Consider the following 25,057-nt stretch of genomic DNA (forward strand, 5'->3'; position numbering starts at 1 on the left):
TATGGTACAATGTCTAATTAGAACGAATATCGGTGAAAAAGTTTAATTATCTACAAACATATTATTTTTTTAACGGATACCTGATCCGAATTTTACTGTTCGGCTGCCGCTCAATTGCAGCGGCCTGCTCCTGGTTTTCCTGCGGCTCCTCCACAGCTGGGATATTGGTCTCCAATTGCTCTCTTAGCTCTTCGACATCCACTGGGATTTCCAACGGCCTCTCTGGCAACCGCAGTGGAACAATGCTATCCAGCAATGTACTATCAGGCCTTACAATGCGAGGGCTCGGACAATTATACTTCCTATTTATCTCCACTTCCGGATCCGGAAACGGGCCATAATCGTAATGAAGCGAATCGTCATGATAGAGCTGCTCCATAAACCTGCCAAAGACCGGTAAGGCGGTTCGTGACCCCTCACCTGTTTGCGAATTCCTGAAATGTATACTCCGCTCGTCACAGCCAACCCAGACACCCGTAACCAAATCCTTTGTTACCCCCATATACCAGCCATCCACATAATCCGACGATGTTCCGGTCTTCCCTCCAATCTGATTCTTATCCTTCCACAGATCCCATTCCCAAAGACCCTGAGACGTGCCTTCCGGTTCTTCCATCGTACCCCGAAGCATATACCCCATTAGCCAAGCCACTTCTTCACTGATAGCTTGTTTAGTGGTTGTCTTAAACGTTGCCAGGGTGTTTCCATGATAATCAAAAATCTTCGAAACGAGAACCGGCTGCACCTTTTTCCCTTTGTTCATAAAGGTTGCATATGCATTGACCATTTCAAAGACACTGACGTCATTGGAACCAAGGCTTACGGAAGGCACGGATGCCAGCGAACTTGTAATCCCGCAGCGATGGGCCGCATCTACAACCTTGTCCCACCCTATTTCTTCTGTAATTTGGGCGGTGATCGAATTGACAGACCTTCCCATTGCCCATCGAAGTGACATTTCCCGTCCGCTGAATACCCAATCGGCATTCTTGGGCTCCCAAACCTTCTCTTCCCCGTTTTCGGTATAAGTAATACGGACAAATTCATCCGTGTATTTATCGCAAGGCGACATGCCTGCTTCTAGAGCCGCCAAGTACGCAAAGGGCTTAAATGTCGAACCGGCTTGCCGCTTCGCCTGAAATACGTGATCGTATTTATAATATTTGTGATTGATTCCGCCCACCCAAGCTTTGATCTCACCATTATAAGGATCCATCGTCATTAGTCCTGCGTTAAGCATCATGGCATAGTGAGCTAGGGAATCCATACTGGAATATTGAACCTCCCTGAGGCCATCCCACGTAAACACTTCCATTGTCTTCGGAAGATTAAGGTAATGAAAAATACTATCCTTATCCCCCTTATATTTCTCGTTTAGCAGCTTATAATAAGTGGTCCGTTCGGCCAAATTTTCCAGAAAACCTTCGATTACCTTTCCTTCCGAATCTCGCCAAGGGATTTCACCGCGCCAAGCGTTTTCCAACCGCTGTTGCAGCGGTTTCATTTGTCCGGCAATGACCTCCTCTGCATGCCGCTGTACGCGCGAATCAATGGTCGTATAGATTTTTAGTCCATCTACATAAATATCATACCCATTCTCCTCGCACCAAACGGTAAGCCATCGCTCCACCGCCGTACGCAAATACGAATCTCCGCTACCCAACTCTTCGGTTTCACCCAAACGTAGACCAAGTCCCGACGCATTGGCCGTTTGATAAGCCGTCTCGGACAGAAATCCAGCTTTATACATCTGCCCCAAGACCACGTTTCGTCTTTCTAGCGAGCGTTCCGGATTGCGTATCGGATTATAGAGTGTTGTACCTTTCAACATGCCAATTAGCACGGCCGCCTCGGCTGCATTTATCGCTTGTGTTTCTTTGTTGAAATATAGCCTGGCTACGGTTTTTATGCCGTAGGCATTATTGCTGAACGACACCGTATTCAGGTACATCGCAAGGATGTCCTTTTTGCTGTAATTACCTTCGAGCTTATAAGCTGTCATCCACTCCTTAAACTTCACCACAAGGATGCGTATGCCGGGTATCTTGTCCAAAAGTCCAACAGCATGGTTATAACGCGTCCGATACAAATTTTTTGCCAGTTGTTGGGTGATGGTACTGCCACCCCTTGGATCACCCTGTACGGTAGCTACAATGCTGGAAAAAATAGCACGGAAATCCACACCGCTGTGCTGGAAAAAGCGAATATCTTCGGTGGCGACCAACGCGTTGACCACATCGGATGAGATGCTATCATAAGATACGGGAGAACGATCTTCCTTGAAGTATCGACCAATGAGCACACTGTCAGCCGTATATACCTCAGACGCCACACTTTGGATCGGTTGGCGGATATCCTTAGCCGTGGGAGAATAACCAAACAGCCACAGGAAATTCACCTCCACCATGCACACGAACAGGACAATCATAAAAATGATGATTACCAAATAGCGTATATAGCGGCTTCGTATCTCTTTAAACATCGGGTAAAGATGAATAAATGTTTTGACATAGCATACGTTTGATAAACGATTTACGCTACAACTTGTGTGATATTAACGCAATAAATTCTATTTTGCGACAACTTATCTTATCACTCAATCATTGATACAATGGCAGGCGTTGTTGAAAAATTCGGGGTGACTTCCAGCGAGTCATTCAAACTAGAAAATTATCGAACCAATGATCCGGGCTCCATGAAAAAAGACGACGCCCTTGAAGATCTAGCAGACTTCCAAGCGAAGCTCAAGGAGCACCAGGAGCGACTATATGCCGAGGATTCCCAGAGTCTACTGATCGTTTTCCAAGCGATGGATGCCGCTGGCAAGGATGGTGCAATCGAGCACGTAATGAGCGGGGTTAATCCGCAAGGATGCCAGGTATTCAGTTTCAAGCAGCCCACCAGTAAGGATTACGAACATGATTTCCTTTGGCGGCACTATAAGGCCTTGCCTGAGCGTGGCCGCATCGGGATTCATAACCGCTCGCATTACGAATATGTGCTCGTATGCAAAGTGCACCCCGAATACAACTTATCCGAGCGGATACCCGGATACCGGGAAGTAAAGCAATTCGATAACGGGTTTTGGGAAAACCGTTATGAAAGTATCCGGCAATTTGAAGCCCACCTTCAGCGCAATGGCACAAAAATCATCAAATTCTTCCTCCATGTATCCAGGGATGAGCAAAAAAAACGATTTCTCGACCGTATCGAAGATAAATACAAAAACTGGAAATTTTCATCTGCAGACATCGAGGAGCGGGCGTACTGGGATGATTACATGGCTGCCTACGAGGAAGCGATCGCCGCCACAGCTACACCATCTTCACCCTGGTATATCATCCCAGCCGACAAAAAGTGGTTTGCTCGCTATGCTGTCGGCAAAATCATCGTGGAGACGCTAACGGCCATGGAACCCGAATTTCCGGAGTTGCCGGCAGATCAGCGCGCCAAGCTCAAAATCTACAAGGATAAACTTGCCAACGAGCCCCACGACTAAATGTGTTTTTCATTTTTACTGATGATTTTTTTATCCCATACCACATCGCGTTGATATGCTTCGCTGCGTATCGGACAATCGTTCATCCGACAATAGTGGCAACATGCAGGGATGCAGGGATCCGCATGGATAAAAAGCTCCGTATTTGCATGTAAATAACTATTTATCAGCGAATCAATAGCAGAAACCTCATCATGCACTTTATTTAGGTCATAGTAGTTCGGCAATGTTACATGACAATCGATATGCAGCTCGTGCCCATAACGTTGTACCCGAAGATTGTGTACGTCGATCCAGTCATTCTCGCGATGCCTTTGCAGGATAGCTGCGATTTGACCAACCAATTTCGTATCCGATTCGTCCATCAATCCCGCAATCGATTTGCGGAGCAATTTGTATCCACTAAAGAGGATATATAGACCAAGACCGATGGATAAAACAATATCAATCCAGGCAAATCCTGTCCAATACATCACAGAAAGCCCGGCAAGCAAACCGACCGTACTATATGCATCTGTTTGCAAGTGTTTGCCATCTGCGTGTAGGGTCAGCGAGTTTAACGCTTTACCCTGTTTCACCATATAAGTCCCTAAAGCCCAATTGACTATACCGGTAAATCCAATCAGCCCCATCCCCCCCAGCAAATTACCAACGGTCTCCGGAAAAAATATATTATAACAAGCCTTCCCGAGAATGAGTACCCCTGCAATAAAAATCAATCCTCCCTCCAAGAAAACAGAGAAAAACTCTACTTTTCCATGACCGTAAGGATGGTTTTGATCTTTTGGTCGCGCCGACAAGTGAATGCTGTAAAAAGCAAAACCAGAAGCGACTACGTTGACAATGCTTTCCATCGCATCCGTCAAAATAGCATTCGAACTGGTCAGCAAATAGGCGGTAAATTTGATTAACATCAACAGAATACCAGCGGTCAATGCGAAAAGAATAATGTTTTTCTGCTTGTTCAAAACTGATGCGTTCGAGGTAATGGGGCAAAGATACACAATATGTAACATATCGCCTTGCATGATCGTTTTCGCGAACATTTTTGTTTGCGGAATCCGCAAATTTACCTAAGTTTGCCTTCCATGAGTACACCATCTATACTTTCTGACAGGATCAATAACCTGTCGGAATCCGCCACCCTGAAAATGACCAAATTGGGTCGCGAGTTAGCCGCAAAAGGTATCAATGTAATCAGTTTAAGTGTAGGCGAGCCTGACTTCAACACGCCCGAGCATGTCAAACAAGCCGCGAAGCAGGGGCTTGACGACAACTATACTCGATATTCACCGGTGCCGGGGTATCCTGAATTGCGAAAGGCCATCGTAACCAAATTGAAAACCGAAAACAACCTCGACTACGATGCGTCTCAAATCGTGGTTTCAACCGGTGCGAAGCAGTCGCTTTCCAACGCCATCCTTACACTCATTAACCCCGGTGACGAAGTCATCATCCCTACACCTTATTGGGTATCCTATTCGGAGATGGTAACATTGGCAGAAGGCAAATCTGTATTTATCAATACGACCATCGATAGCGATTTTAAGATCACACCCGCAGAGCTGGAGGCAGCAATTACTCCGAAAAGTAAACTGTTTATGTTCTCTTCTCCGTGCAATCCGACGGGGAGCGTCTATAGCAAGAGCGAACTAGAGGGATTGGTGCGCGTATTTGAAAAACATCCAGGCATCTATATTATTTCCGATGAGATTTATGAGCATATCAATTTCGTGGGCAAACACGAGTCCATCGCACAGTTTGAAAGCATAAAGGACCGCGTTATCCTCATCAATGGGTTTTCAAAGGCTTTTGCGATGACGGGATGGCGATTGGGCTACCTAGCAGCGAGCAAGGAAATTGCGGATGCGAATGATAAATTGCAAGGACAGACGACATCTGGCACTTGCTCCATTGCCCAGCGTGCGGGCATCGCGGCTTATGAGCAGGGATTGGAAAGCGTACTGGCCATGAAAGAGGCATTTCTACGCCGGCGTGAGCTCGTGTATAACTTATTGAAAGACATCCCTGGCGTAAAGACCAACCTTCCAGAAGGTGCGTTCTATTTTTTTCCCGACATCAGCTCGTTCTTTGGAAAAAAAGACAGTCAGGGAAACATCATTCATAATTCGGCGGATTTATCGCTTTATTTACTAAATGAAGGGCACGTAGCCACCGTAGGTGGAGATTCCTTTGGCAACAACAATTACATTCGGCTATCCTACGCGGCATCCGATGAGAACCTGACAGAAGCGCTCCGGAGAATAAAAGAAGCGTTAGGAAAACTAATTTGATGGATTAATTAATTTGAAGAAGATTTTAATGGGGTGTTGATTCGAGATTTATCAATTTCAAATCAACACCATCTTCAAATTATTTACTCCGTATAGCCTCCACCGGATCCAATCTTGCGGCCATCGCGGCAGGTACAATACCTGCAATAAGTCCAATTAACGTAGACAGCACAATTGTAAGGATGACCATCCCCATATTGACAACTATTGCCAAATCAAAGGCGAGCTTTACCAAAAACGCAAGTAGATAGACAATGGACAACCCCATCAACCCGCCAATAATGCATAATGCGATAGCTTCAATAAGGAACTGAGACAATATAAAATAATTCTTCGCTCCCAACGACTTCTGGATGCCAATGATGTGTGTACGCTCTTTGACCGACACAAACATGATATTGGCGATGCCAAACCCACCGACTAAAATAGAAAATATACCGATAAAACCACCCGCAGTATTGATGACTTTAAACATCGCATCCAATTGGGCCGTGATAATGGTGGTTTTATTAAGTGAAAAATCATCTTCCTCCTGTGGACTCAGCCGGTGGATTGAACGCATTACCCCCCGCAATTCACTCTCGGTTTCCTCCAAGGATACATTTGGGGCCGCGCTCACCATAATGGCTGGGCCGTAGCTCCTGATATTTACCAAATTACGACCAAGATTCAATGGGATCATAATAACATTATCCATCGATACGTCAAAGATCATACCCTCCCCTTCTTTTTTGAACACGCCGATCACCGTGATTTTCCGACCCAAAACAGAAACGGACTTGCCGATGGGATCGGTATTGGGAAACAACCCTTCAGCAATAGTAGCCCCGATTACAGCCACATTGCTTCCACGATTCGATTCGGATTCCGTAAAATACCGGCCGTCCACAATTTCCAGCTCCCGGATGTCATAAAGCTCATGTGATGTAGCTGTAACGGTGATGCCCGAAACGTTATTGTTCAAATATTGTGCAGTCCGGCCACCGATGTCAATCGAAAATGAAATCGCTTCAGCCGTAGTCATTCTCGCTTTTAGCGCCTCATAGTCGCGAATATCCGGTTCAGGACGATTTACATATTTCCACCAAGGGAAATCGGGCCCGCCATCCCAAGGCCATTTCATCACGTAAATCGTCTTGCTGCCCAATTTTTCGACGCTGCTTTCTAAATTCGCTCGTAGGGTATCAACTGCCGAGAATACACCAATGATAATCAGGATACCAATGGTGACACCGAGCAAAGACAACAATGTCCTGGTTCGATTTTCACGCAGTGCCGAAAATGCAAATCCAAAACTCTCGCCGATTAATCTCAGGAATAACATCATACTATGTTATGACGACAAAAAAACCAGTAAGTTACACACCTGATGTAAACAAATTTCACCTGAACAATAAACCCCAATAATACACATTAAATATTAAAAAATTTCATAACTTTGCACGCTAATTTATACGTTGGGCATATATTTTGTGCCGCTATCTAAAATTTCACATCAACAATGAAGCTATCACAATTTAAGTTCAATTTACCTGAATCCCTTATTGCATACGAGCCAACCGAAAACCGAGACGACTCCCGATTGATGGTGCTCGACCGCAAAACCGGCAAAATAGAGCACAAAATATTCAAGGATATCCTGAATTACTTCGATGATAAAGATGTGATGATCCTTAATAACACCAAAGTGTTTCCCGCCCGGATGTACGGCAATAAGGAAAAAACTGGCGCTACTATTGAAGTATTCCTTTTACGTGAGTTAAATAAAGAGCTTAGGCTTTGGGATGTATTGGTAGATCCCGCGCGGAAAATACGAGTGGGTAATAAACTATACTTTGGTGACGACGACCTTTTGGTGGCTGAGGTAGTCGATAATACCACATCTCGTGGTCGCACGATTCGCTTTTTATTTGATGGTACAGATGAGGAATTTCGCCGGAATATCGAAATACTCGGCGAGACCCCCCTCCCCAAATACATCAAGCGTAAAGCCACCCCCGAGGATAAGTTCCGATATCAAACGATATTTGCAAAGCATGAAGGTGCTGTGGCCGCGCCTACCGCCGGACTCCATTTCAGCCGCGAATTGATGAAACGTCTCGAGTTAAGGGGTGTGGATTTTGCCGAAATCACACTTCATGTAGGTTTGGGCACCTTTAGGCAAGTAGAGGTAGAAGACCTCACTAAACACAAAATGGATTCTGAGCAGTTCATTATATCCGAGGAGGCATCCAAAATCGTCAATACCGCTATTGATGCTAAGCGCAGGGTATGTGCTGTCGGCACCACTTCTATGAGAGCCATCGAGTCTGCTGTCTCTGCTGACAAGCACCTGAAACCAGCAAATGAGTGGACGAGCAAATTTATCTACCCCCCATACGATTTCAGTATCGCCAATAGCATGGTTACTAATTTCCATACGCCTGAATCTACATTATTGGTAATGATCGCTGCTTTCGGGGGATATGAACATGTAATGAATGCTTATGAAATTGCTGTGAAAGAGGGATATCGCTTTTACAGCTATGGAGATGCCATGCTAATTATTTGATTTTGGCAGATATCGCTATTTGCTTGGCGCATATAGTCTTTAATAATTTGTTATCTCTTGTTTGATAGCTAAATGAATTATGTTATCATCGTTGCCGGCGGCATGGGTGTCCGTATGGGTTCCGATACTCCAAAACAGTTCTTGCTGTTAAGTGGGCTTCCAGTGATGATGCATACCATCAACGCGTTCTATCGGAGCAGCAGTTCGCCTCATATCGTAGTGGTTATTCCCTCATCCCTGCATAATCATTGGTCAGCGCTGTGCGAAGCACACCACTTTGGAGTGCCGCACACTATCGCATACGGTGGCCAAAGTCGGTTCGAAAGTGTGAAAAGCGGATTGGATACGATCAAATCCATGAGCGCGGATTTGAAGCAAAGTCTCATTGCCGTCCACGATGCTGCCCGGCCATTGATATCTCCAGAGCTCATCGATGGCACCTATAATCAAGCTGCACTTACGGGCGCCGCTGCATTGGCGATAAAAAGCACCGATTCAATACGGCTGAGAAGCAAGAATGGATTGAAAAACAATGCGTACCCCAGGGAACTCGTCTATCTGATGCAAACACCCCAGACATTCAACGGTGCGATTTTATCCGAAGCCTACGAGCAGCCCGATGATAAAACGTACACTGATGACGCCTCAGTGGTTGAAAAAAAAGGGTATCCCATCGTTTTGATCGATGGTGATACCCTTAATATTAAAATAACCTTTCCTGGAGATTTACGCATAGCGGAAATGCTCCTGGGAGACCATACATTTAGGCGGCGCTTCGGATAACACGCAATAAAATTGCCACTATCGCGATTACCAACAAAATGTGGATAATCCCCCCTGTATAATAGCCTCCAAAATAACTTATCGCCCAGGCTATTACTAAGATTACGGCGATCACATAAAGTAAATTTCCCATACCTATTGAGGTTAATGATTAACAATTACCTACAATAACAGCAAGAGCTGAAAAATGTTTCAGGATGATTCATCCAAAGCCTCATGAATGTCTAGTGTCAACCCATCATAAGCTAAGAAAATACCGGCCGGCAATTCCTGCTGAACCTCATTATGCAGTCCAAGCCGATGACTGATATGTGTAAAATAGGTTTGCTCTGCGCCAATACGTCGCGCAAAGGCAATGGCTTCGTCCAACGTAAAGTGCGAGATATGGGAATCACGTTGCAGCGCATTGACCACCAAAATTTTTGTACCCGTAATCTTTCTGATTTCGGTATCATTCACCGTCTTCGCATCGGTGATATAGGTGAATTCACCGATCCTAAAGCCCAGAACAGGCATCATGTAATGCATCACCTCAATCGGCGTTATTTCCCGTCCAAATAAGGTGAACGGCGCAGACGTGATTTCATGTAAATCAAGTAATGGAACACCTGGGTATTTTTTAGCAGAAAAAGCATAGTAAAATTCACGTTTCAACGCTTCGTGAACGTCCGTTGTACCATAGATATCAATAGCCGCACCTTGTTGCCGATTAAAAGCGCGCACATCATCCAGCCCGGCCAAATGGTCTTTATGAGCATGTGTAAATAGCACAGCATCCAGATGCGTAACATGCTCACGTAACATTTGATACCGAAAATCCGGCCCAGTATCGATAACGATGTTCCTGCCACCCAACTCAATTAATACCGATGAACGCAAACGCCTGTCTTTAGCATTTGGAGAAGTGCATATCGGACAATCGCATGCGATTACCGGAACACCTTGAGATGTGCCTGTACCTAAAAATCTTATGATCAAATCGTTAGTTTAGTTTGTTTGATACTCCTTAAAAGCTGCCGCTTCTTTTCATCAAGCGTAGCACCATCCGTCTGCATATCACGCAAGATACCTACCAGTGCGCTAATTTTAGTTTCCAAATTAGAAAACCTGTTAACCACTACCACGTTGCTGTGCTCAAGTATGCACGCCGCTGTCTTGAAGTTTCCTTTCTCGTACCGCACCTTATACCCCAAATCCTTCAATAGGGATTCCAGTTTATCCAAGCTATGTTGTGTATTGGGCAACAATGGTATTTAAATTTGGTCCCGCCAAAATACAATTCATTCCATGAAAACGCAAAAGTGTTTTATCCACACGATGATTGTTTGAACGACTTTTTACTAATTAGCTGCGTTTCAGCACCAATCGTCTCCAAAAATCTTGTATGAATCCCAATCCGTAGGCAACCAATTGAATACATGACGCCACAACACTTAGTACTGCAACCTCGAAGCGACGTGTTTTGGCCAACGAATGAAAAAAAAGGGTTAAGATATAGCCACCAAACATGATATTACCGATGACCGCAATAGGTAACCAATGGTTAGCAATCAACGCCGACCACATATTCAAAAGTATCAACGCCGTCACAAAAACCACGAATGCCGCTGGCATAAAATGTACTGCTTTCAATTCGTTAGGGAAATGTTTATAAATATTAATCCGAGCCCGACCAAAAAAATGCAGTTGTTTGTAAAATTGCCAAAAATCGGTACGTCTTTTATGGTATACCACCGCATTAGGAATCAATCCGATATGAAATCCCGATGCTTGAATGCGGATACTGTATTCAATATCTTCACCAAGACGGGTAAGCTTGAATCCTCCTACTTGCTCCCATACCTTTCTTGAAACCCCCATATTGAAACTACGTGGATGAAACTTGCCAATGTGCTTCCTATTTCCCCTTATCCCCCCAGTAGTGAAAGGCGAGGTCATTGCGTAACTGATCGCCTTCTGTATAGGCGTAAACGAATCGTGAGCAGCATCTGGTCCGCCATAGGCATCCAATCCTTCACGCTCTAAAAAGGTCGCAACATGCGTAAGATAATCCGGTGGGATTAGGCAATCGGAATCGAAAATGATGAAATAATCCCCTTTGGCCTGTTCAAAACCGAAGTTTCTCGCAAACCCCTGCCCTTCGTTATCCTTAAAAAAATATTGTACATCCAACGTATCGCGATAGCGAGCCACAATCGCCCGTGCATCGCGTGTTGAACCGTCCTCAATCACCAACACCTCAAAAGAAGGATACGTTTGATGGGTGAGGCTCTCCAACAACTCGTCAATCTCCTGCGGTCGGTTATAAAGCGGGATGATTATCGAGAACAACATGAACATCTCCACAAATCCGACATCCTGAATCTAAACGCCAAAATCCCCATTGAGTCCAATAAAGGTAAACTTGAAATCAATACATTCAAAACCGTAAATCAAATGACCTGCTCTATTTGATAGTTATTCCGATCCGGGCCACTACGGGAAACCAGCTCGGCTATAAATCCAGTCAAAAAAAGCTGCGTACCGATAATGATAGCGATCAGTGCAAAGAAAAACAAGGGTTGCTCCGTCACGTTCCGATAGGGACTTTGATTGGCGATGCTGACTAATTTTTCCACGATAAGCCACACCGCTATGATAAACCCTGCAAGAAAACTCAACACACCCATTGTACCAAAAAAATGCATGGGGCGTTTCCCGAATTTCCCGACGAAAAAAATAGACAATAGATCCAAAAAACCCTTAACAAACCTCCCCGCACCAAACTTCGTCTTCCCATATTTGCGAGGATAGTGTTGCACAACCTGTTCATCTATGCGTCTAAATCCCGCCCATTTAGCGATTACGGGAATGTAGCGATGCATCTCTCCATACACTTCAATACTTTTCACTACTTCCCGCTTGTAGGCTTTTAGGCCGCAATTGAAATCGTGTAGGTTATGAATACCCGACATCCCTCGCGTTACCGAATTAAAAAGCTTAGTGGGGATTGTCTTGCTTGGTGGATCTTGCCGTTGTTGTTTCCATCCCGATACCAGGTCAAAGTCATCTTGGATTATCCGCCTATACAGCTCGGGGATTTCATCAGGGCTATCTTGCAAATCAGCATCCATCGTAATCACTACATTACCCTGCGCAGCAGCAAACCCTACATTTAACGCGGCTGATTTGCCGTAGTTCCGCCTGAACTTCACTGCCGTGATTTTGGAGTTCATTGCTTTCAACCCCTCAATGACCATCCATGACCCGTCCGTACTACCATCATCCACCAAGATGATCTCATAACTAAACCGATGGTCATCCATTACACGACGTATCCATGCAGTCAGTTCCGGCAATGACTCAGCTTCGTTAAATAACGGGATGACGACGGAAATATCCATATTCACTATTAGCTATTGCTCCTCCTCGGCAGGAGCAAAAACAGGTCGCTCCCGCTTAAAAATAGCCGCAAATATAAGCGCACCAATAAAATAGAAAATCGCAGCTATTGCCAGTCCCTGGACGAAATCCATGAAACCGGGGTTGACTTGCTTTTCGATACTTTTCTCCGCCTCCTCGATCATTTTATCTATCACCTCCTGATCCGAACTAAATGTCTCAGCCATTTTTGTAGTAGCATTCAATGTCGCATCTCGCATCATATTGGCATATTCGGGTTCTATCCATTTGGCAAACGCTGTCGTAAAAATTGTGTAAACGACCACTTGGACGAAGAACATCAGAAAAATATTCCCCAATGCCTCCCGAAAAGACCAATAACCACCGACTTTCTTACGAAGATCAAGTATGAAATAGATTGCTAACCCAATTCCTATGGCTATCGTAATGAATCCAAAGGTAGGGTTGGCCATCAACGTAGGGGCCGCGTAATAGACTAACAAAAAAATGATAATGTTAATTACCGCCCAAAGAAATGCATTGGTGATTGCTATTCTCTTTACTTTTGTTTTTTCCTCGCTGTTTAGATTTGTTGTCATGGCTATGTGTGTTTGATTAACGATTATAAGCAACTAACAAGGTGTACACTGCGACATCGAAAGCAGGATTTACACTGGAATGGGCATATTCCTCCATATCACTGGCAGTAGGCTGTTGTTCATAAAAAAAACTCATTATTGGATAAAACAATTCCGACAGCTCTTGGTCTGCTGGAATTTTCGAGGCCACTTTGGCGATTTCCACATACGAGCTATCCAGCAATAACTGATTGGCAATCACCGGTTCATAAATTCGGTACTCATCCTGAAATTCATCTTCATCTACCAACAGAAATTCCTTGAGGTAGTCATCTAATTGTGGCTCGATCGCCTCATCAGCACACTCCCGAAAATAAAGCAGTAGATTCAACAGCTCTGTACCTCGATCGATGGTGTCATTTTCAATCATCTCCCATTCTTCAGATTCCAAATAGTCGTTCTCCAATTTTTCTACATCAGCAGCGAAGAAATTCATCAACAACAAATCAAAGGCGATTTCTCGTAATTCCTCAAGTTGTGGCTGATCATCAAACACCGCATCCAAATCAGATACCTTTTCCAAATAGGGCGCATCCCCTTCAAACACCTTCGTAAGCCGCACCTGAAGATTATGCGCCTGGTATGCTGTCGCCTCAGTGTATGCCTGCAGGCTGGCCACAAGTGCCTGTTGTACGTGCTGGTCCATAGCGCTTATTGTATATTTACGATTTGGTGCTTGTTGATCACCATGGTTACTTTACCTTTCAACACACTCCCCATGAGGGGGCTATTACTTGATTTTGAGCGGTTTGTCTGCTGGTCAAAACGCCATTTCAGTTCCGTGTCAAACAACACAAAATTTGCAACCGCTTGTTCCCGAAACTCGGGGACCGGTAATCCAAATATACGCCTAGGACCAATGGCCAGCTTTTCTATCAATTGATCTGTTGTCAATCCCGCTTCCAACACGAATGGCAATACTGTCTGCAAGGCGATAATCCCTTCGGCGGCAATCTGGTATTCTACATTCTTAAATTCGATTTCATGCGGGGTATGCTGCGATACAACAGCATCAATCGTACCATCTTTGAGCCCTTTAAGCAGTGCCTTCCGATCGTTTGGTGTCCGCAACGGTGGACTCACTTTATAATTGCTATCAAAACCAGCAACCAACTCATCCGTCATGACCAAGTGGTGAGCAGCCACATCACAGGTCACCTTGATCCCTTTTGCTTTAGCCTTACGAATAAGGTCAACGCTCTCTGCTGTACTGATGGTAGTGAAATGAATGGTTGCGTCGTTGTATTCCGCAAGATACAAATCACGGGCTACCATGAGCGTTTCCGCGAGGTTGGGATTACCTCTCATACCCAAATATGTGCTGGTAACACCTTCATTCATCTTGGCCCCAGCAGCCACAGATGCATCCTCCGCATAAGACACGATCAGACCGCCAAAACCCTTACTGTATAATAACGCCCTGCTCATCAAGCCTGCCTGTTGCACCGGTTTATTACCATCACTAAAGGCTATAGCCCCCGCCAACTTCATGTCATACAGTTCGGCCAACTCCCCACCCTCCCGCTTCTTGCTGATGGTGCCTATCGGAAAAACATCGACAGGTAGTGTCTTTGCACGACTTACAATCAAGGCCACTTCCGAATGACTATGCACAGCAGGATATGTATTGGGTTGTACTGCCACTCCCGTAAACCCTCCGGCCACTGCAGCAGTACATCCGGACAAGATATCTTCCTTAGTCTCCAATCCCGGCTCCCCGAAATTGACATTCATATCAAAAAAACCAGGGGCAAGACACTGCCCCTTTGCATCAAAAGTAGCTACTTTGTCGCCATCAACCTTGATCCGGGCAGCTATCTTAGCAATTATGCCTTTTTCTAACAGTACATCCACTTCTCTATCGTGGTAAGGCGTACCGGGAAAAGCAACTTTAGCAGATTTGATAAGTAAGTTATCCATGTATATGAAACGAAGAAAAAGGCGTTAATCGAACCGGTAAGCTGATTTTCAATGGTATTATAGCGGCGCGCACACTCATTAAAGAACAAAAGTACAAAATCCGTCGCAATGGCAATGTTTATTTTGAGATTTTATCATCCGTCCCCCATTCATAACCACTAACCTCCAGCCCAGCCAACCCTAATACACGGTCAACAACCGTCGCTGCGATTTCCTCAAAGTTTGCCGGCAAGCTATAAAATGATGGGCTGGCTGGGCAAATGATGCCCCCTGCTTCGGTCACCGCCAACATATTCCGGATATGGATCAAACTCAACGGTGTTTCTCGAGGCACTACGATGAGCTTCCGTCGCTCTTTAATTATCACATCCGCTGCACGCGTCGTCAAATCGGATGATGTCCCATTCGCTATCCGTGCCAATGTACCCATAGAGCATGGGCACACAATCATCGTATCGAATTTAGCAGATCCAGAGGCGAACGGTGCATAGAAATCGTTCTTTTCATAGCAAGTAAAGGGATATTTCGCATAATCATCATTTCCCAATTCGAATCGCCACACATCTTTGGCATTGTCTGACATGACGACTCCCACCGCCTCCAACTGCGATCCGAGTGCCGACAATTTATCAAGCAGCACTTTCGCGTAGATAGCACCACTAGCTCCGGTTATGGCAACTACAATCTTCCTTGGCATATTTTGAATATTTGCCAAACTTAGATAAATCACCATTCAAATACAAATCGTCGGTTCGAACCAGGCGTTCATCGCGATCGTGTTTCCCTTCGCGTGAATGACGTGTATGACAGTCAAGGGCCCCAAGCTTCGTAAGAAAACAGTGTTGGTTAAATTAGAAATTCAATAAAAAATCAAAAAGAATCATATTTTTTAACATTTTTACACCCTAAAACCCGTCGAAAAAAAAAGGGCCGAATAAGTGAATATTCGACCCTACATCTACCTATGAAAAACATGCCCTTTGGGAGGGCATTACAAAAGTACAGCTAAGATTGATGATACAAAACAATTAGTAGCTTAAAAAACGTTTTTGTAGACGTAATACTACAAGAACACGAAGGTTTAACTTTTTTTGATAATTTTTTAGTTAATTCGTCCCAGTATTTGTAAGCGTTGACCACCCAAATTGAAAAAATGAGTCTTAGTCTATTGGAAGAATATATCGAAACCGGCAACAGTATGGCCATCGAAGATTTGTTGAATGGAAACCCGGGGTTAAGCAAACAGAAGACCAGTCACGACATCTCTCCTCTTTTGTTAGCCTGCTATTATAATAAGCCACAAATTGTCAAGGCGCTCCTTAAACACATCGATGAGCTCACAATTCATGAAGCTGCCGCTGCCAACCTATTGGAGCAGGTACAGGCAATGATTGAAGACAAGTCTGACTTATTGGATGACGTCTCTGATCATGGCTTTACCCCATTGGGCATGGCAACTCATTTCGGGAATGAAGATATTGTCCGGTTTTTATTATCCGCGGGCGCCGACCCCAATATCCAATCCCAAAACGGCTATAACGTGTACCCACTTCATGCAGCCATCGGATCGGGGTTTGATAGCATCGCCAAAATGCTTGTTGAAGCCGGAGCAGAGGTAAATGTACTGCAGACATCACGGGCGAGTCCATTGCATCTTGCAGCGCAAAATGGCAATATTGACCTTATCATCCTATTACTGGAAAATGGCGCGCTTATAGCTATTAAAAATGATATGGGCAAAACGGCGTCAGACCTTGCAGCAGAAAAGGGACATACAGAAATCGCAGCAATCCTGAAAGCGTGATCACCTTTCTTCTCAAACGTCCCAAAGCCGATGACGCATGCGTTTAATATAATTCCGGAAGTCCAATACGATCCCGGCTAGAAAATAAAAGATAATCGGAAAGCCAACAGCCAAAAAAGAGGTATAGATGAAGAATAGGCGAAGCTTAGAAATGGAGATACCTAAGCGCTCACCGATATAGGTACATACGCCAAAGGAACGCTTTTCGAAAAACAAGAGAATCCGGTTTACCATCATTCATTGTGTTTGATTAACTGCAAGCCCACTCCACAATCCAAGCATTTTCTTTTATCACAGTAAAACGCTTTCATTTGTAACAACGCTTGTGACTCGGCCGCCTGCTGCACCTGTACACCCAACGTCGAAAAACGCTTCAACACGGCATTATCCTCCGCTTTCAGATTTTCCAACAAGGCTATAGCCCGGTAAATATACGTTTCTTTACCAATATATTTACCATAAGCAAATAATATACCAGCCACGGCATTAATCAGCAATGTATCAATAGATCGACCACCCAATTGGCTTCCGTGGCGAGATAATGTACCGTCAAAGCGATAACGTTTCTCCCAATAGGAATTGATGGGAAGATCGTCAAACAACGCTTTCAAGGCAGGGGGATCCTTCATTTCGACGATGGTTGAAAAAAGCTGTACGGTTCGCTTGCAAAGCGCCGCCAACTGTGCGATGCGAATAGATGGAAAGTTGCCAGGACGCGTACGCATAAATTTCCACATTGAAGCATCCATAGGTCGCAGTGAGTGGAGCCTTCGTAGATGGCTGTATTCCCGTTGCAATTCTCGGGGATAGTCATCCTCAAAATCGACATTTTCCAACATGCCTGCTTGTCCAAAAAAAAGCGCCTCGATAGCCAAAGGGTTACGCTTGTACTTTGCAAGTATCAATTGTGGTAAGCTTCGGGCGAGTTGTTCAAATGCCAAAGCGTTCACTTTAAACCCAAAGCAACGGGCCATCCATATATAGCACGTGTCCTCCCAGCTCCCTCGCTGTTCAGCTAATAATGCATAAATCGAAGAAACTTTATATTCGAAGCGTTCCACCAGCAAGCGAGATAGCCATTGTGACAAATGGAATGGCGGGGTAAGATGAATAAGTCTTTCGCAGGGAATCCAATACATGCCACTCATCAACTCCCGGTATTTCGGAAGAATATGATGGGGCATCAACGACTTCAGTTCCAACGCCTCAACCAGCGTGCCATCCTCACGGTATACCGCCTCATCATACTCATACACCACATGCACAATCACGTTATTGTAGGCTTTATCCTTATGGTGCTGGTGCCGCTCCCAATCCGAGGCCCGTATATGGATTTCCACATTGCCCACCCATTCGACATCCGCGATAACGGCGCGAGCAGCTAAGAAATCAGCGCCTGCATCGTGATTGTGTATGCCCGTATCGAGTATTCTCAGTGTTTTGCCCGACATCGTATTCAACCGCCGTATATCATATAGGCGGTATTTCCAGACAAAATGCAATATATCTTCGGACAAGGTCATATAACTTGGTCATAGGTAAGCAAGGCCAAATATATGAATCTCTCAATAATAATCAAACCACGACACGACTTCGGCATGATCAAGTGCTGACTTCGCGACCGCATCAAAGTCCCTAATAACCCTACCAGTTTCCATTTGGATAAGGCGTGTTCCGTAGTGAAGCGCTTCACCAATGTTATGGGTAACCAACAAGGCCGTAAGTTTATGGTCCCTGATAATTCTATTGGCAATTTCCATTACCTCTCTTGCAGACCGGGGGTCCAACGCAGCCGACGGTTCATCGAGCAATAGCACGTCTACGCCAGCCATCACAGTCATCAATAGCGTAAGCGCTTGCCGCTGCCCACCACTCAGGGTGCCCATGGGCTGCGCAAGCTTATGCTCTAGTCCCATCTCCAAGGTTGCTACTTTTTCGGCGACCAACTTGCGAAATGTGCCATCCACACCCAATCTCGCCAATTTAGGCGATTTGCGTAAGGCGGCCATCCTGAAATTGTCCAGAATGCTTAACGAAGCAGCCGTGCCCGTTAATGGATTCTGAAACACGCGCGCAATCCATTGGCTTCGCCGGTAATCGGGTAATCGCTGGATCTCCTGCGCCCCCAATAGCATTTTACCCCTATCTGGGTAAGCGGTACCTGCAATCAGGTTGAGCAACGTGCTTTTTCCCGACCCATTAGCTCCGATGAGTACTGTATAACTCCCATCCTCCAGTTGCAGCGTCACATCCTGAACAGCGGTCACCTCAGTTGCCTTTCCCGTGTTAAATATTTTGGTGATATGCTGAAGTTGTAGCATGCCGATATCTGTATATACCTATCGCCTATTGAATTCTAAAATCCCTCCAAACCGTGGCAGGGCTACAATGACCAATACCAACACCGAAGTAGTGAGCTTGAGTAGGTTTGCGTCTACCCCGGCATCCAACGCTAATGCCAACATCAACTGAAAGGTAATCACGCCGAAAAGCACCCAGCACAACATGGGTGGAATGGCGCGTACTTTTAGGAAATTTATCAGCGTATCGCCAATAATGACGGCCCCCAAGCCACTGATCACAATACCAATCCCCATATTAATATCTACAAATCCCTGAAACTGGGCCATCAGCGACCCACTCCACGCAACCAGCGCATTGGACATAGCCAAACCATAAACCTTCATCCGCGTCGTATTTACTCCCTGTGCACGAATCATCGGTTCACTATCTCCGGTAGCACGTAGCGCGATACCGAAGTCGCTGCGTAATAGGTAACTCATAGCGAACAATAAGATGACAACAAATAACACCAATACAAACAACGTATTATCATCCGTGCGTGTAAACAGGCCCAATCCTGCAAAAATATCTGCAAATCCCAACAATGGCAGGTTCGATCGCCCCAAAAGCACCAAATTGACCGAATACAGCGCAGTCATCACCAAAATACCGGCCAAGAGTGCATGGATACGCAATCCTGTATGGATCAACGCGGTACAACCTCCTGCAAACGCGCCTCCCAACATCGCCAAAAACAATGTAACAAGTGGCGGATAACCATTTGAAAGCCCCACGGCCGTGATCACCGCACCCAACGTATAGCTCCCATCCGTGGTGATATCCGGGATGTTGAATATTTTCATTGACAGAAAAAGCCCGATTACCAACGGGCCAAAACACAACGCCTGAATGATTGCGGCTACATAAAAGTCCATTAACTATTGTTACTATGAATACGATAATAGCTATCCAATCGGTCGTGGCCCACGAGCTGGCTCCTCGCACTGGCTGCATGCCATACCGGCGCTGCGATGCCACCACCCCAAGCTTCTGGTGACGTAAATATGCGGGCTTCATCCCATAATCCTGCATCGATAAATAAATCAAGCGTCTTGCGTCCCCCTTCTACAATAATCGATTGAATGTCCATTAAATAAAGTTGATAGAGAATATTTTGTGGCAAATACCAATCGAAATTTTCCAGAGCGAAATATTTGACACTCCCTATCCAGTCCGTCTTTGACGCATTGAAAACGAGGGTTTCGACACTGCTATCGAATAAATTAGCGTCGGCCGAAACGGCCAGCTGCTTATCAATGAGTATACGTTTCGGATTCCTGCCGCGCCATTCCCGTACCGTCAGCTGCGGATTGTCAACCAACGCAGTTTTCGCCCCTACCAATACCGCGTCTTCTTCACTGCGCCAACGATGTACCAATTGCTTGGCCTCCGCACCAGTGATCCACCTTTGCGCACCGCCTTCGGGCGCCATATATCCGTCGGCAGTTTGTGCCCATTTAAGAATGACATAAGGGCGCTGGTGTCTTACCCGGGTGGTAAACCGACGATTTAACCACAGTGCTTCGTCGGCCAATATTCCCTCTATCACTCGAATTCCAGCCTTTTTCAGGATTTCGATTCCCTGACCATTTACCTGACCAAAAGGATCGCGGCATGCGATGACCACCTCGTCTACTTGATGTTCGACCAACAACTTCGCGCAGGGAGGCGTTTTCCCATAGTGGGCGCACGGTTCCAAACTCACATACATGGTTGAATTGCGGAATATGTCTGCAGCACGATCGCCAAACTTGCGAAGGGTCTCTTCTATGACCAGCGCCTCTGCATGCGGACCTCCAAATCGTTGGTGGTAATTTTCGGCAATGATCTTTCCTTCATGTAACAATAATGCCCCAACCATCGGGTTAGGGCTCACCGATCCCATACCCAGCCGGGCCAATTCCAGGCAGCGTCGCATGTAAAGTTCATGTTCCTGCATGACGCAAACATACTTAAAAATGTTCTCTTTTTATGGCCTACTTTCCAAGCTTAGTCCTCATTAACCCCTTGCCTACCCCTTTTCTACACTTCGTTTACACATTTTTTACCTCGTTGGTAGGGAAATGGTAAAGAATTGGTAAGGAGTTGGTAACGCTTTGGTAAGGAATAGGTAAGGAATAGGTAAACAAAGGGTAAAGAAAAGGTAAGTGAGAAGTAAGGCAATATTAAGCGAGAAGTAAGCACTTGGTAAGCAAAAGGTAGGGAAAATCGTTTGGCCAACCCGGATGTATAGCGTATGTTTGTATTCATGCAATCCATCGCAGCAATCGAGCAGCAGTTCGCTAACGAACTGGCAGACCTGTATGATGCCAGTGAAGTCCGGCAACTCTGTTATCTGCTTTTTGAAGATCGATATGGGTGGTCCAAAACGAATTATCTACTCAACCGACAGGCATCGGTAGACCAACAGGACATCACCTGGCTTAACACCATGCTGTCGTCTTTGAAAAAGGCCAGACCAATTCAGTACATTCTTGGCCATGCATGGTTTATGGGAATGAGACTGACGGTCAACGAGACCGTGTTAATACCCAGGCCCGAAACGGAGGAACTGGTAGACCTCATCATCAGGCAACACGGGGATGCAAAAACCCTTTCTTTACGCATCATCGATATCGGTACCGGAAGCGGTTGCATTGCCATCGCGCTGAAAAAAGCGCTGCCACAAGCTGCGGTATATGCGGTTGACATCTCGGCAGATGCCTTGCATACTGCCCGGCAAAATGCGGCAAGCCAATCAGTCGACATTGAATTCATCAATGCGGATATTTTGGAATGGGATACGGTTTTCGATCACACATCGACATTTGATATCGTGGTCAGCAATCCACCCTATATTACCGCCACCGAGCAAAATGATATGCACCGGAATGTGCTCAACCATGAACCGCACATGGCCCTTTTTGTACAGGGAAATGCGCCCCTTTTGTATTATGAGCGCATTGCGGCGTTTGCCACCGAGCACTTGCGGACCGGAGGTGGCCTATATTTTGAAATTAATCGTGACTATGGACAAGCCTTGTGCGATCTCCTGCATAAGAAAGGGTTTAATGACGTAGCACTCCATCAAGATATACAGGGTGCTGATCGTATGGTCCATGCTAAAAAGTCTATAACCAATCCTTAATAACCCATGGGCAGGAAATTATCTTACCTGATGATTAGCTTAACCGGGGCGGTGCTTTCATGCGATGGATCCAAGCATGTCGATCTGATTGTACACAATGCCCTGGTTTACACAGTCGATTCGGCGTTTACAAAAGCCGAAGCATTTGCGGTGCGGAACGGCGAATTTATTGCTGTCGGTACGTCCGCTGAAATCCTATCTCGGTACGACGCCGAGGAAACGTTGAATGCATACGGACAGCCAGTATACCCGGGGTTTTATGACGCTCATGCTCATTTTTTTGGCTTCGCACAGACACTGGCCCAAGCCGATCTAGCCGGCGCCACCTCGTTCACTGAAATTATCGACCGACTCAAGGCATTCAGGGCCGAACATCCCGAAGCGCCGTGGCTGTTGGGACGGGGATGGGATCAAAACCTCTGGGTAAGCCGGGCGTTCCCCGACAGGGAGGCTCTGGATACTGAGTTTCCAGATATCCCAGTGTACCTAGTGCGCATTGACGGACACGCTGCGTTGGCCAATGGAAAGGCACTGGATCTGGCAGGCATTGTTGGTCCCGTCACCGTTGAAGGCGGTTTGGTGGAAGTGAGAAACGGACAGCCAACCGGCATTTTGGTTGACAACGCCATGGAACTTGTAGTGGCTAACGTCCCGCACCCAACTGTCTCAGAACTCGTGCAGTTATTGATAAAGGCAGAGGCCGCCTGCTTGGCTGTTGGCCTTACCACAGTGAGTGACGCCGGCCTTGACCGACCCGCAATCAACTTACTGGACAGCTTGTACAAAAAAGGGCGACTCCGTATCCGCAACAATGCTATGATCGGATTATCGGATGAAAACCTCGATTACTATCTCGCAGCAGGTCCCTATGTGAGTGAGCGGTTCACTGCTCACACTTTCAAAATATTGGCCGATGGCGCCCTTGGATCGCGCGGTGCCTGCTTGTTGCATCCTTATTCGGACGCCCGCACCGCTGGCTTCCTCCTGTCAAGCCCACAGACCATCGACTCAGCAATCGCTCGCATTGCTTCCAGCGAATTCCAGGTTGCCACACACGCTATTGGCGATTCCACCAACCGCCTGATACTGGATATATACGGAAAGCATCTCGGCGGTAAGAACGACCGTAGGTGGCGTATTGAACATGCCCAAATCGTATCGCCGCAAGACTTCGAAAAATTTGGCAGGCACTCCATTATTCCTTCGGTACAACCCACGCATGCCACTTCGGATATGTATTGGGCTGGCGACCGGGTCGGACCCGACCGTTTAAAAGGCGGCTATGCATACAAGCATTTGCTCGACCAATCGGGAATATTGGCTTTGGGCAGTGACTTTCCTGTAGAGCATATCAATCCACTCTACGGTTTTCATGCAGCTGTGGCCCGTGTAGATGAGGATGGTTATCCTGAGGGCGGCTTCCAGCCGGAAAATGCCATAGACCGCGAAGCCGCCTTGCGGGGCATGACGATATGGGCCGCCTACGCGGTCTTCGAAGAAAACACCAAGGGAAGTATCGAAGTCGGGAAAAAAGCCGATTTTGTCAGATTAGAAAAAGATATCATGACGGCGGCGATAGGCGAGTTGCGTAGCGTTGAGGTGATGCAAACCGTGATAGCGGGTGAAACGGTATATCAAAAAGAATAGTAGGCTAGGTAATCAGAGCACGTTGAAACGCTTAGTTACTGAAACAAAAGGCCTTAATCATTAATATGAAATTATCTGAAATTTCTTTTGGACGATACTGCTGATAATTCTATCTTTGCACCACTTTCCAAAACAGGAAAGGCGTTCCTGCGACAGGCAAAAGCAATGAATCCGTAGCTCAGCTGGTAGAGCAATACACTTTTAATGTATGGGTCCTGGGTTCGAATCCCAGCGGGTTCACCTCTTGGGACAAAGCAGAAAAATCTGTCTTTGTCCCTTTTTTTACACCTCCTCAACCCCTTGTTAATCAGATTGATATATTGAATAAATTAATTCCTTCGAGCGGTTCGAACCACGCTATCTTCAAAGAAGCTCTCCATATCTTTTAATATTTCACGATTACTATTTCAGCAGAAGCTCTATGCTTGCAGCCCTTCACTCAATGACAATAAGAATAGTGTCTGGTTCATGTTTTCCCGAAACAAAATGACTTTCTTCATCTTTATGTTGAGGAATAAATAACTTTCCACAATAAAGGGGATTTCTTATCATATGCCAAAAAGTATTTTTTTTGCATTTTAAACCCATATTTCGAGCGGTCTTCCAGATTTGTTCCGTACTAAAAATTCCTTTCGCAATCTCATTGAATGCCCAAATAACAATACTTGCTTCGGGTGCTTTACGTGCAACATATTTTGGTCCATTTTCATATACTTTATTCACATATCCCACCGGTGCTAATCCCATTATACGTCCCTCTTTTCTTGTTCTTCTCATCCCATAGAAAACATTTAATGACCGACGGTCATGCTCCACTTCGGAAGCGGCAAGATAAAACGCCAACATCATCTTGTTCTCAGGTATTATAAATCCAATGGCTGTTCTATAGCCTGGGGCTTTCCTTGCCCTCTTACATCGAAAAGAATCCCAATAGTTCCTTGTCTGTTTTTATCAACGTAGTGCTGGGCAAACCCATGATGGTGTCTGGGATATGGATGCTGTTGCTGGGCAATATTATTCCCGGAACAAGGGATCAAAGAGGAATGAAGGACTGGCACACGAATTAAGAG

General features: G+C 45.6%; 24 protein-coding genes, 1 tRNA gene and 1 pseudogene. 8 read left to right on the plus strand and 18 right to left on the minus strand.

Going from position 1 to position 25,057, the window contains the following annotated elements; all coding sequences use genetic code 11:
- Positions 1–61: 61 nt before the first annotated feature.
- On the minus strand, positions 62–2,482 hold the full coding sequence (locus tag IEV98_RS11940) for a transglycosylase domain-containing protein (protein WP_188506245.1): 2,421 nt from the start codon (positions 2,480–2,482) through the stop codon (positions 62–64).
- A gap of 129 nt (positions 2,483–2,611) precedes the next feature.
- On the opposite strand from IEV98_RS11940, the gene IEV98_RS11945 reads away from it, so the two are divergent.
- Positions 2,612–3,499 carry a polyphosphate kinase 2 family protein gene (locus tag IEV98_RS11945; protein ID WP_188506246.1) on the plus strand — a complete coding sequence of 296 codons (888 nt, stop codon included), beginning with the start codon at positions 2,612–2,614 and terminating at the stop codon, positions 3,497–3,499.
- Here the strand turns inward: IEV98_RS11945 and IEV98_RS11950 are convergent.
- Entirely contained in the window at positions 3,496–4,527 is a 1,032-nt protein-coding gene (locus tag IEV98_RS11950; protein ID WP_229738716.1) for a cation diffusion facilitator family transporter, read from the minus strand. The two genes, IEV98_RS11945 and IEV98_RS11950, sit on opposite strands and share 4 nt — an antisense overlap.
- 60 nt (positions 4,528–4,587) lie before the next feature.
- Between IEV98_RS11950 and IEV98_RS11955 the strand changes: the two genes are divergently transcribed.
- Positions 4,588–5,793: a pyridoxal phosphate-dependent aminotransferase gene (locus tag IEV98_RS11955; protein ID WP_188506247.1), complete on the plus strand. Its 1,206-nt coding sequence runs from the start codon at positions 4,588–4,590 to the stop codon at positions 5,791–5,793.
- A 79-nt stretch (positions 5,794–5,872) separates the two neighbouring features.
- On the opposite strand, the gene IEV98_RS11960 is transcribed toward IEV98_RS11955, so the two are convergent.
- Positions 5,873–7,117 (minus strand): ABC transporter permease, encoded by a 1,245-nt coding sequence (locus IEV98_RS11960; protein ID WP_188506739.1) that lies wholly within the window; start codon positions 7,115–7,117, stop codon positions 5,873–5,875.
- A 177-nt stretch (positions 7,118–7,294) separates the two neighbouring features.
- On the opposite strand from IEV98_RS11960, the gene queA reads away from it, so the two are divergent.
- Positions 7,295–8,344, plus strand: coding sequence for a tRNA preQ1(34) S-adenosylmethionine ribosyltransferase-isomerase QueA (gene queA / locus IEV98_RS11965; RefSeq protein WP_188506248.1), 1,050 nt, complete (start codon positions 7,295–7,297; stop codon positions 8,342–8,344).
- A gap of 72 nt (positions 8,345–8,416) precedes the next feature.
- Positions 8,417–9,127, plus strand: a complete 711-nt coding sequence (locus IEV98_RS11970; RefSeq protein ID WP_188506249.1) for a 2-C-methyl-D-erythritol 4-phosphate cytidylyltransferase — start codon at positions 8,417–8,419, stop codon at positions 9,125–9,127.
- On the opposite strand, the gene IEV98_RS11975 is transcribed toward IEV98_RS11970, so the two are convergent.
- The 9 genes from IEV98_RS11975 to IEV98_RS12015 all read right to left on the minus strand — a co-directional run bounded on the left by IEV98_RS11975 (position 9,108) and on the right by IEV98_RS12015 (position 15,763).
- Positions 9,108–9,260 (minus strand): lmo0937 family membrane protein, encoded by a 153-nt coding sequence (locus tag IEV98_RS11975; protein ID WP_188506250.1) that lies wholly within the window; start codon positions 9,258–9,260, stop codon positions 9,108–9,110. The genes IEV98_RS11970 and IEV98_RS11975 overlap by 20 nt on opposite strands.
- 59 nt (positions 9,261–9,319) lie before the next feature.
- Entirely contained in the window at positions 9,320–10,105 is a 786-nt protein-coding gene (locus tag IEV98_RS11980) for an MBL fold metallo-hydrolase (protein WP_188506251.1), read from the minus strand.
- The gene (locus IEV98_RS11985) at positions 10,102–10,350 is read right to left on the minus strand and encodes a hypothetical protein (protein ID WP_229738717.1); all 249 of its coding nucleotides are present in this window, start codon (positions 10,348–10,350) and stop codon (positions 10,102–10,104) included. Before IEV98_RS11985 ends, IEV98_RS11980 begins: the two co-directional genes overlap by 4 nt.
- Positions 10,351–10,471: 121 nt before the next feature.
- Positions 10,472–11,461 (minus strand): glycosyltransferase family 2 protein, encoded by a 990-nt coding sequence (locus IEV98_RS11990; protein WP_188506253.1) that lies wholly within the window; start codon positions 11,459–11,461, stop codon positions 10,472–10,474.
- Between the two features lie 98 nt (positions 11,462–11,559).
- Entirely contained in the window at positions 11,560–12,510 is a 951-nt protein-coding gene (locus IEV98_RS11995) for a glycosyltransferase family 2 protein (RefSeq protein WP_188506254.1), read from the minus strand.
- 12 nt (positions 12,511–12,522) lie between these two features.
- Entirely contained in the window at positions 12,523–13,107 is a 585-nt protein-coding gene (locus tag IEV98_RS12000; RefSeq protein ID WP_188506255.1) for a DUF4199 domain-containing protein, read from the minus strand.
- A 16-nt stretch (positions 13,108–13,123) separates the two neighbouring features.
- Complete coding sequence (locus IEV98_RS12005; protein ID WP_188506256.1) at positions 13,124–13,792, minus strand: hypothetical protein; 669 nt, start codon at positions 13,790–13,792, stop codon at positions 13,124–13,126.
- Positions 13,793–13,797: 5 nt separating this feature from the next.
- Positions 13,798–15,066 carry a dihydroorotase gene (locus tag IEV98_RS12010; protein WP_188506257.1) on the minus strand — a complete coding sequence of 423 codons (1,269 nt, stop codon included), beginning with the start codon at positions 15,064–15,066 and terminating at the stop codon, positions 13,798–13,800.
- Positions 15,067–15,184: 118 nt separating this feature from the next.
- Positions 15,185–15,763 carry a UbiX family flavin prenyltransferase gene (locus IEV98_RS12015; protein WP_188506258.1) on the minus strand — a complete coding sequence of 193 codons (579 nt, stop codon included), beginning with the start codon at positions 15,761–15,763 and terminating at the stop codon, positions 15,185–15,187.
- 456 nt (positions 15,764–16,219) lie between these two features.
- Between IEV98_RS12015 and IEV98_RS12020 the strand changes: the two genes are divergently transcribed.
- The gene (locus tag IEV98_RS12020) at positions 16,220–16,870 is read left to right on the plus strand and encodes an ankyrin repeat domain-containing protein (RefSeq protein WP_188506259.1); all 651 of its coding nucleotides are present in this window, start codon (positions 16,220–16,222) and stop codon (positions 16,868–16,870) included.
- A gap of 12 nt (positions 16,871–16,882) precedes the next feature.
- On the opposite strand, the gene IEV98_RS12025 is transcribed toward IEV98_RS12020, so the two are convergent.
- From IEV98_RS12025 to ribD, 5 genes are read right to left on the minus strand one after another with little or no spacing between them, the layout of a single operon-like run.
- Entirely contained in the window at positions 16,883–17,104 is a 222-nt protein-coding gene (locus IEV98_RS12025; protein ID WP_188506740.1) for a PspC domain-containing protein, read from the minus strand.
- Complete coding sequence (locus IEV98_RS12030; RefSeq protein WP_188506260.1) at positions 17,104–18,393, minus strand: DUF2851 family protein; 1,290 nt, start codon at positions 18,391–18,393, stop codon at positions 17,104–17,106. Before IEV98_RS12030 ends, IEV98_RS12025 begins: the two co-directional genes overlap by 1 nt.
- A gap of 42 nt (positions 18,394–18,435) precedes the next feature.
- On the minus strand, positions 18,436–19,191 hold the full coding sequence (locus IEV98_RS12035) for an ABC transporter ATP-binding protein (RefSeq protein WP_188506261.1): 756 nt from the start codon (positions 19,189–19,191) through the stop codon (positions 18,436–18,438).
- Between the two features lie 18 nt (positions 19,192–19,209).
- The gene (locus IEV98_RS12040) at positions 19,210–20,088 is read right to left on the minus strand and encodes an ABC transporter permease (protein WP_188506262.1); all 879 of its coding nucleotides are present in this window, start codon (positions 20,086–20,088) and stop codon (positions 19,210–19,212) included.
- Complete coding sequence (ribD, locus tag IEV98_RS12045) at positions 20,088–21,152, minus strand: bifunctional diaminohydroxyphosphoribosylaminopyrimidine deaminase/5-amino-6-(5-phosphoribosylamino)uracil reductase RibD (RefSeq protein WP_188506263.1); 1,065 nt, start codon at positions 21,150–21,152, stop codon at positions 20,088–20,090. Before ribD ends, IEV98_RS12040 begins: the two co-directional genes overlap by 1 nt.
- Positions 21,153–21,461: 309 nt before the next feature.
- Between ribD and prmC the strand changes: the two genes are divergently transcribed.
- The 3 genes from prmC to IEV98_RS12060 all read left to right on the plus strand — a co-directional run bounded on the left by prmC (position 21,462) and on the right by IEV98_RS12060 (position 24,227).
- Positions 21,462–22,340, plus strand: a complete 879-nt coding sequence (prmC, locus tag IEV98_RS12050) for a peptide chain release factor N(5)-glutamine methyltransferase (protein WP_188506741.1) — start codon at positions 21,462–21,464, stop codon at positions 22,338–22,340.
- A 6-nt stretch (positions 22,341–22,346) separates the two neighbouring features.
- Positions 22,347–23,987, plus strand: a complete 1,641-nt coding sequence (locus tag IEV98_RS12055; RefSeq protein ID WP_188506264.1) for an amidohydrolase — start codon at positions 22,347–22,349, stop codon at positions 23,985–23,987.
- 167 nt (positions 23,988–24,154) lie between these two features.
- Positions 24,155–24,227, plus strand: a tRNA-Lys gene (locus tag IEV98_RS12060).
- Between the two features lie 225 nt (positions 24,228–24,452).
- On the opposite strand, the pseudogene IEV98_RS12065 reads toward IEV98_RS12060, so the two are convergent.
- A pseudogene (locus tag IEV98_RS12065) lies at positions 24,453–24,886 on the minus strand (recombinase family protein); the annotation flags it as partial.
- Positions 24,887–25,057 lie beyond the last annotated feature (171 nt).

It is taken from the genome of Parapedobacter pyrenivorans (genome assembly GCF_014636865.1).
GTDB lineage: Bacteria > Bacteroidota > Bacteroidia > Sphingobacteriales > Sphingobacteriaceae > Parapedobacter > Parapedobacter pyrenivorans.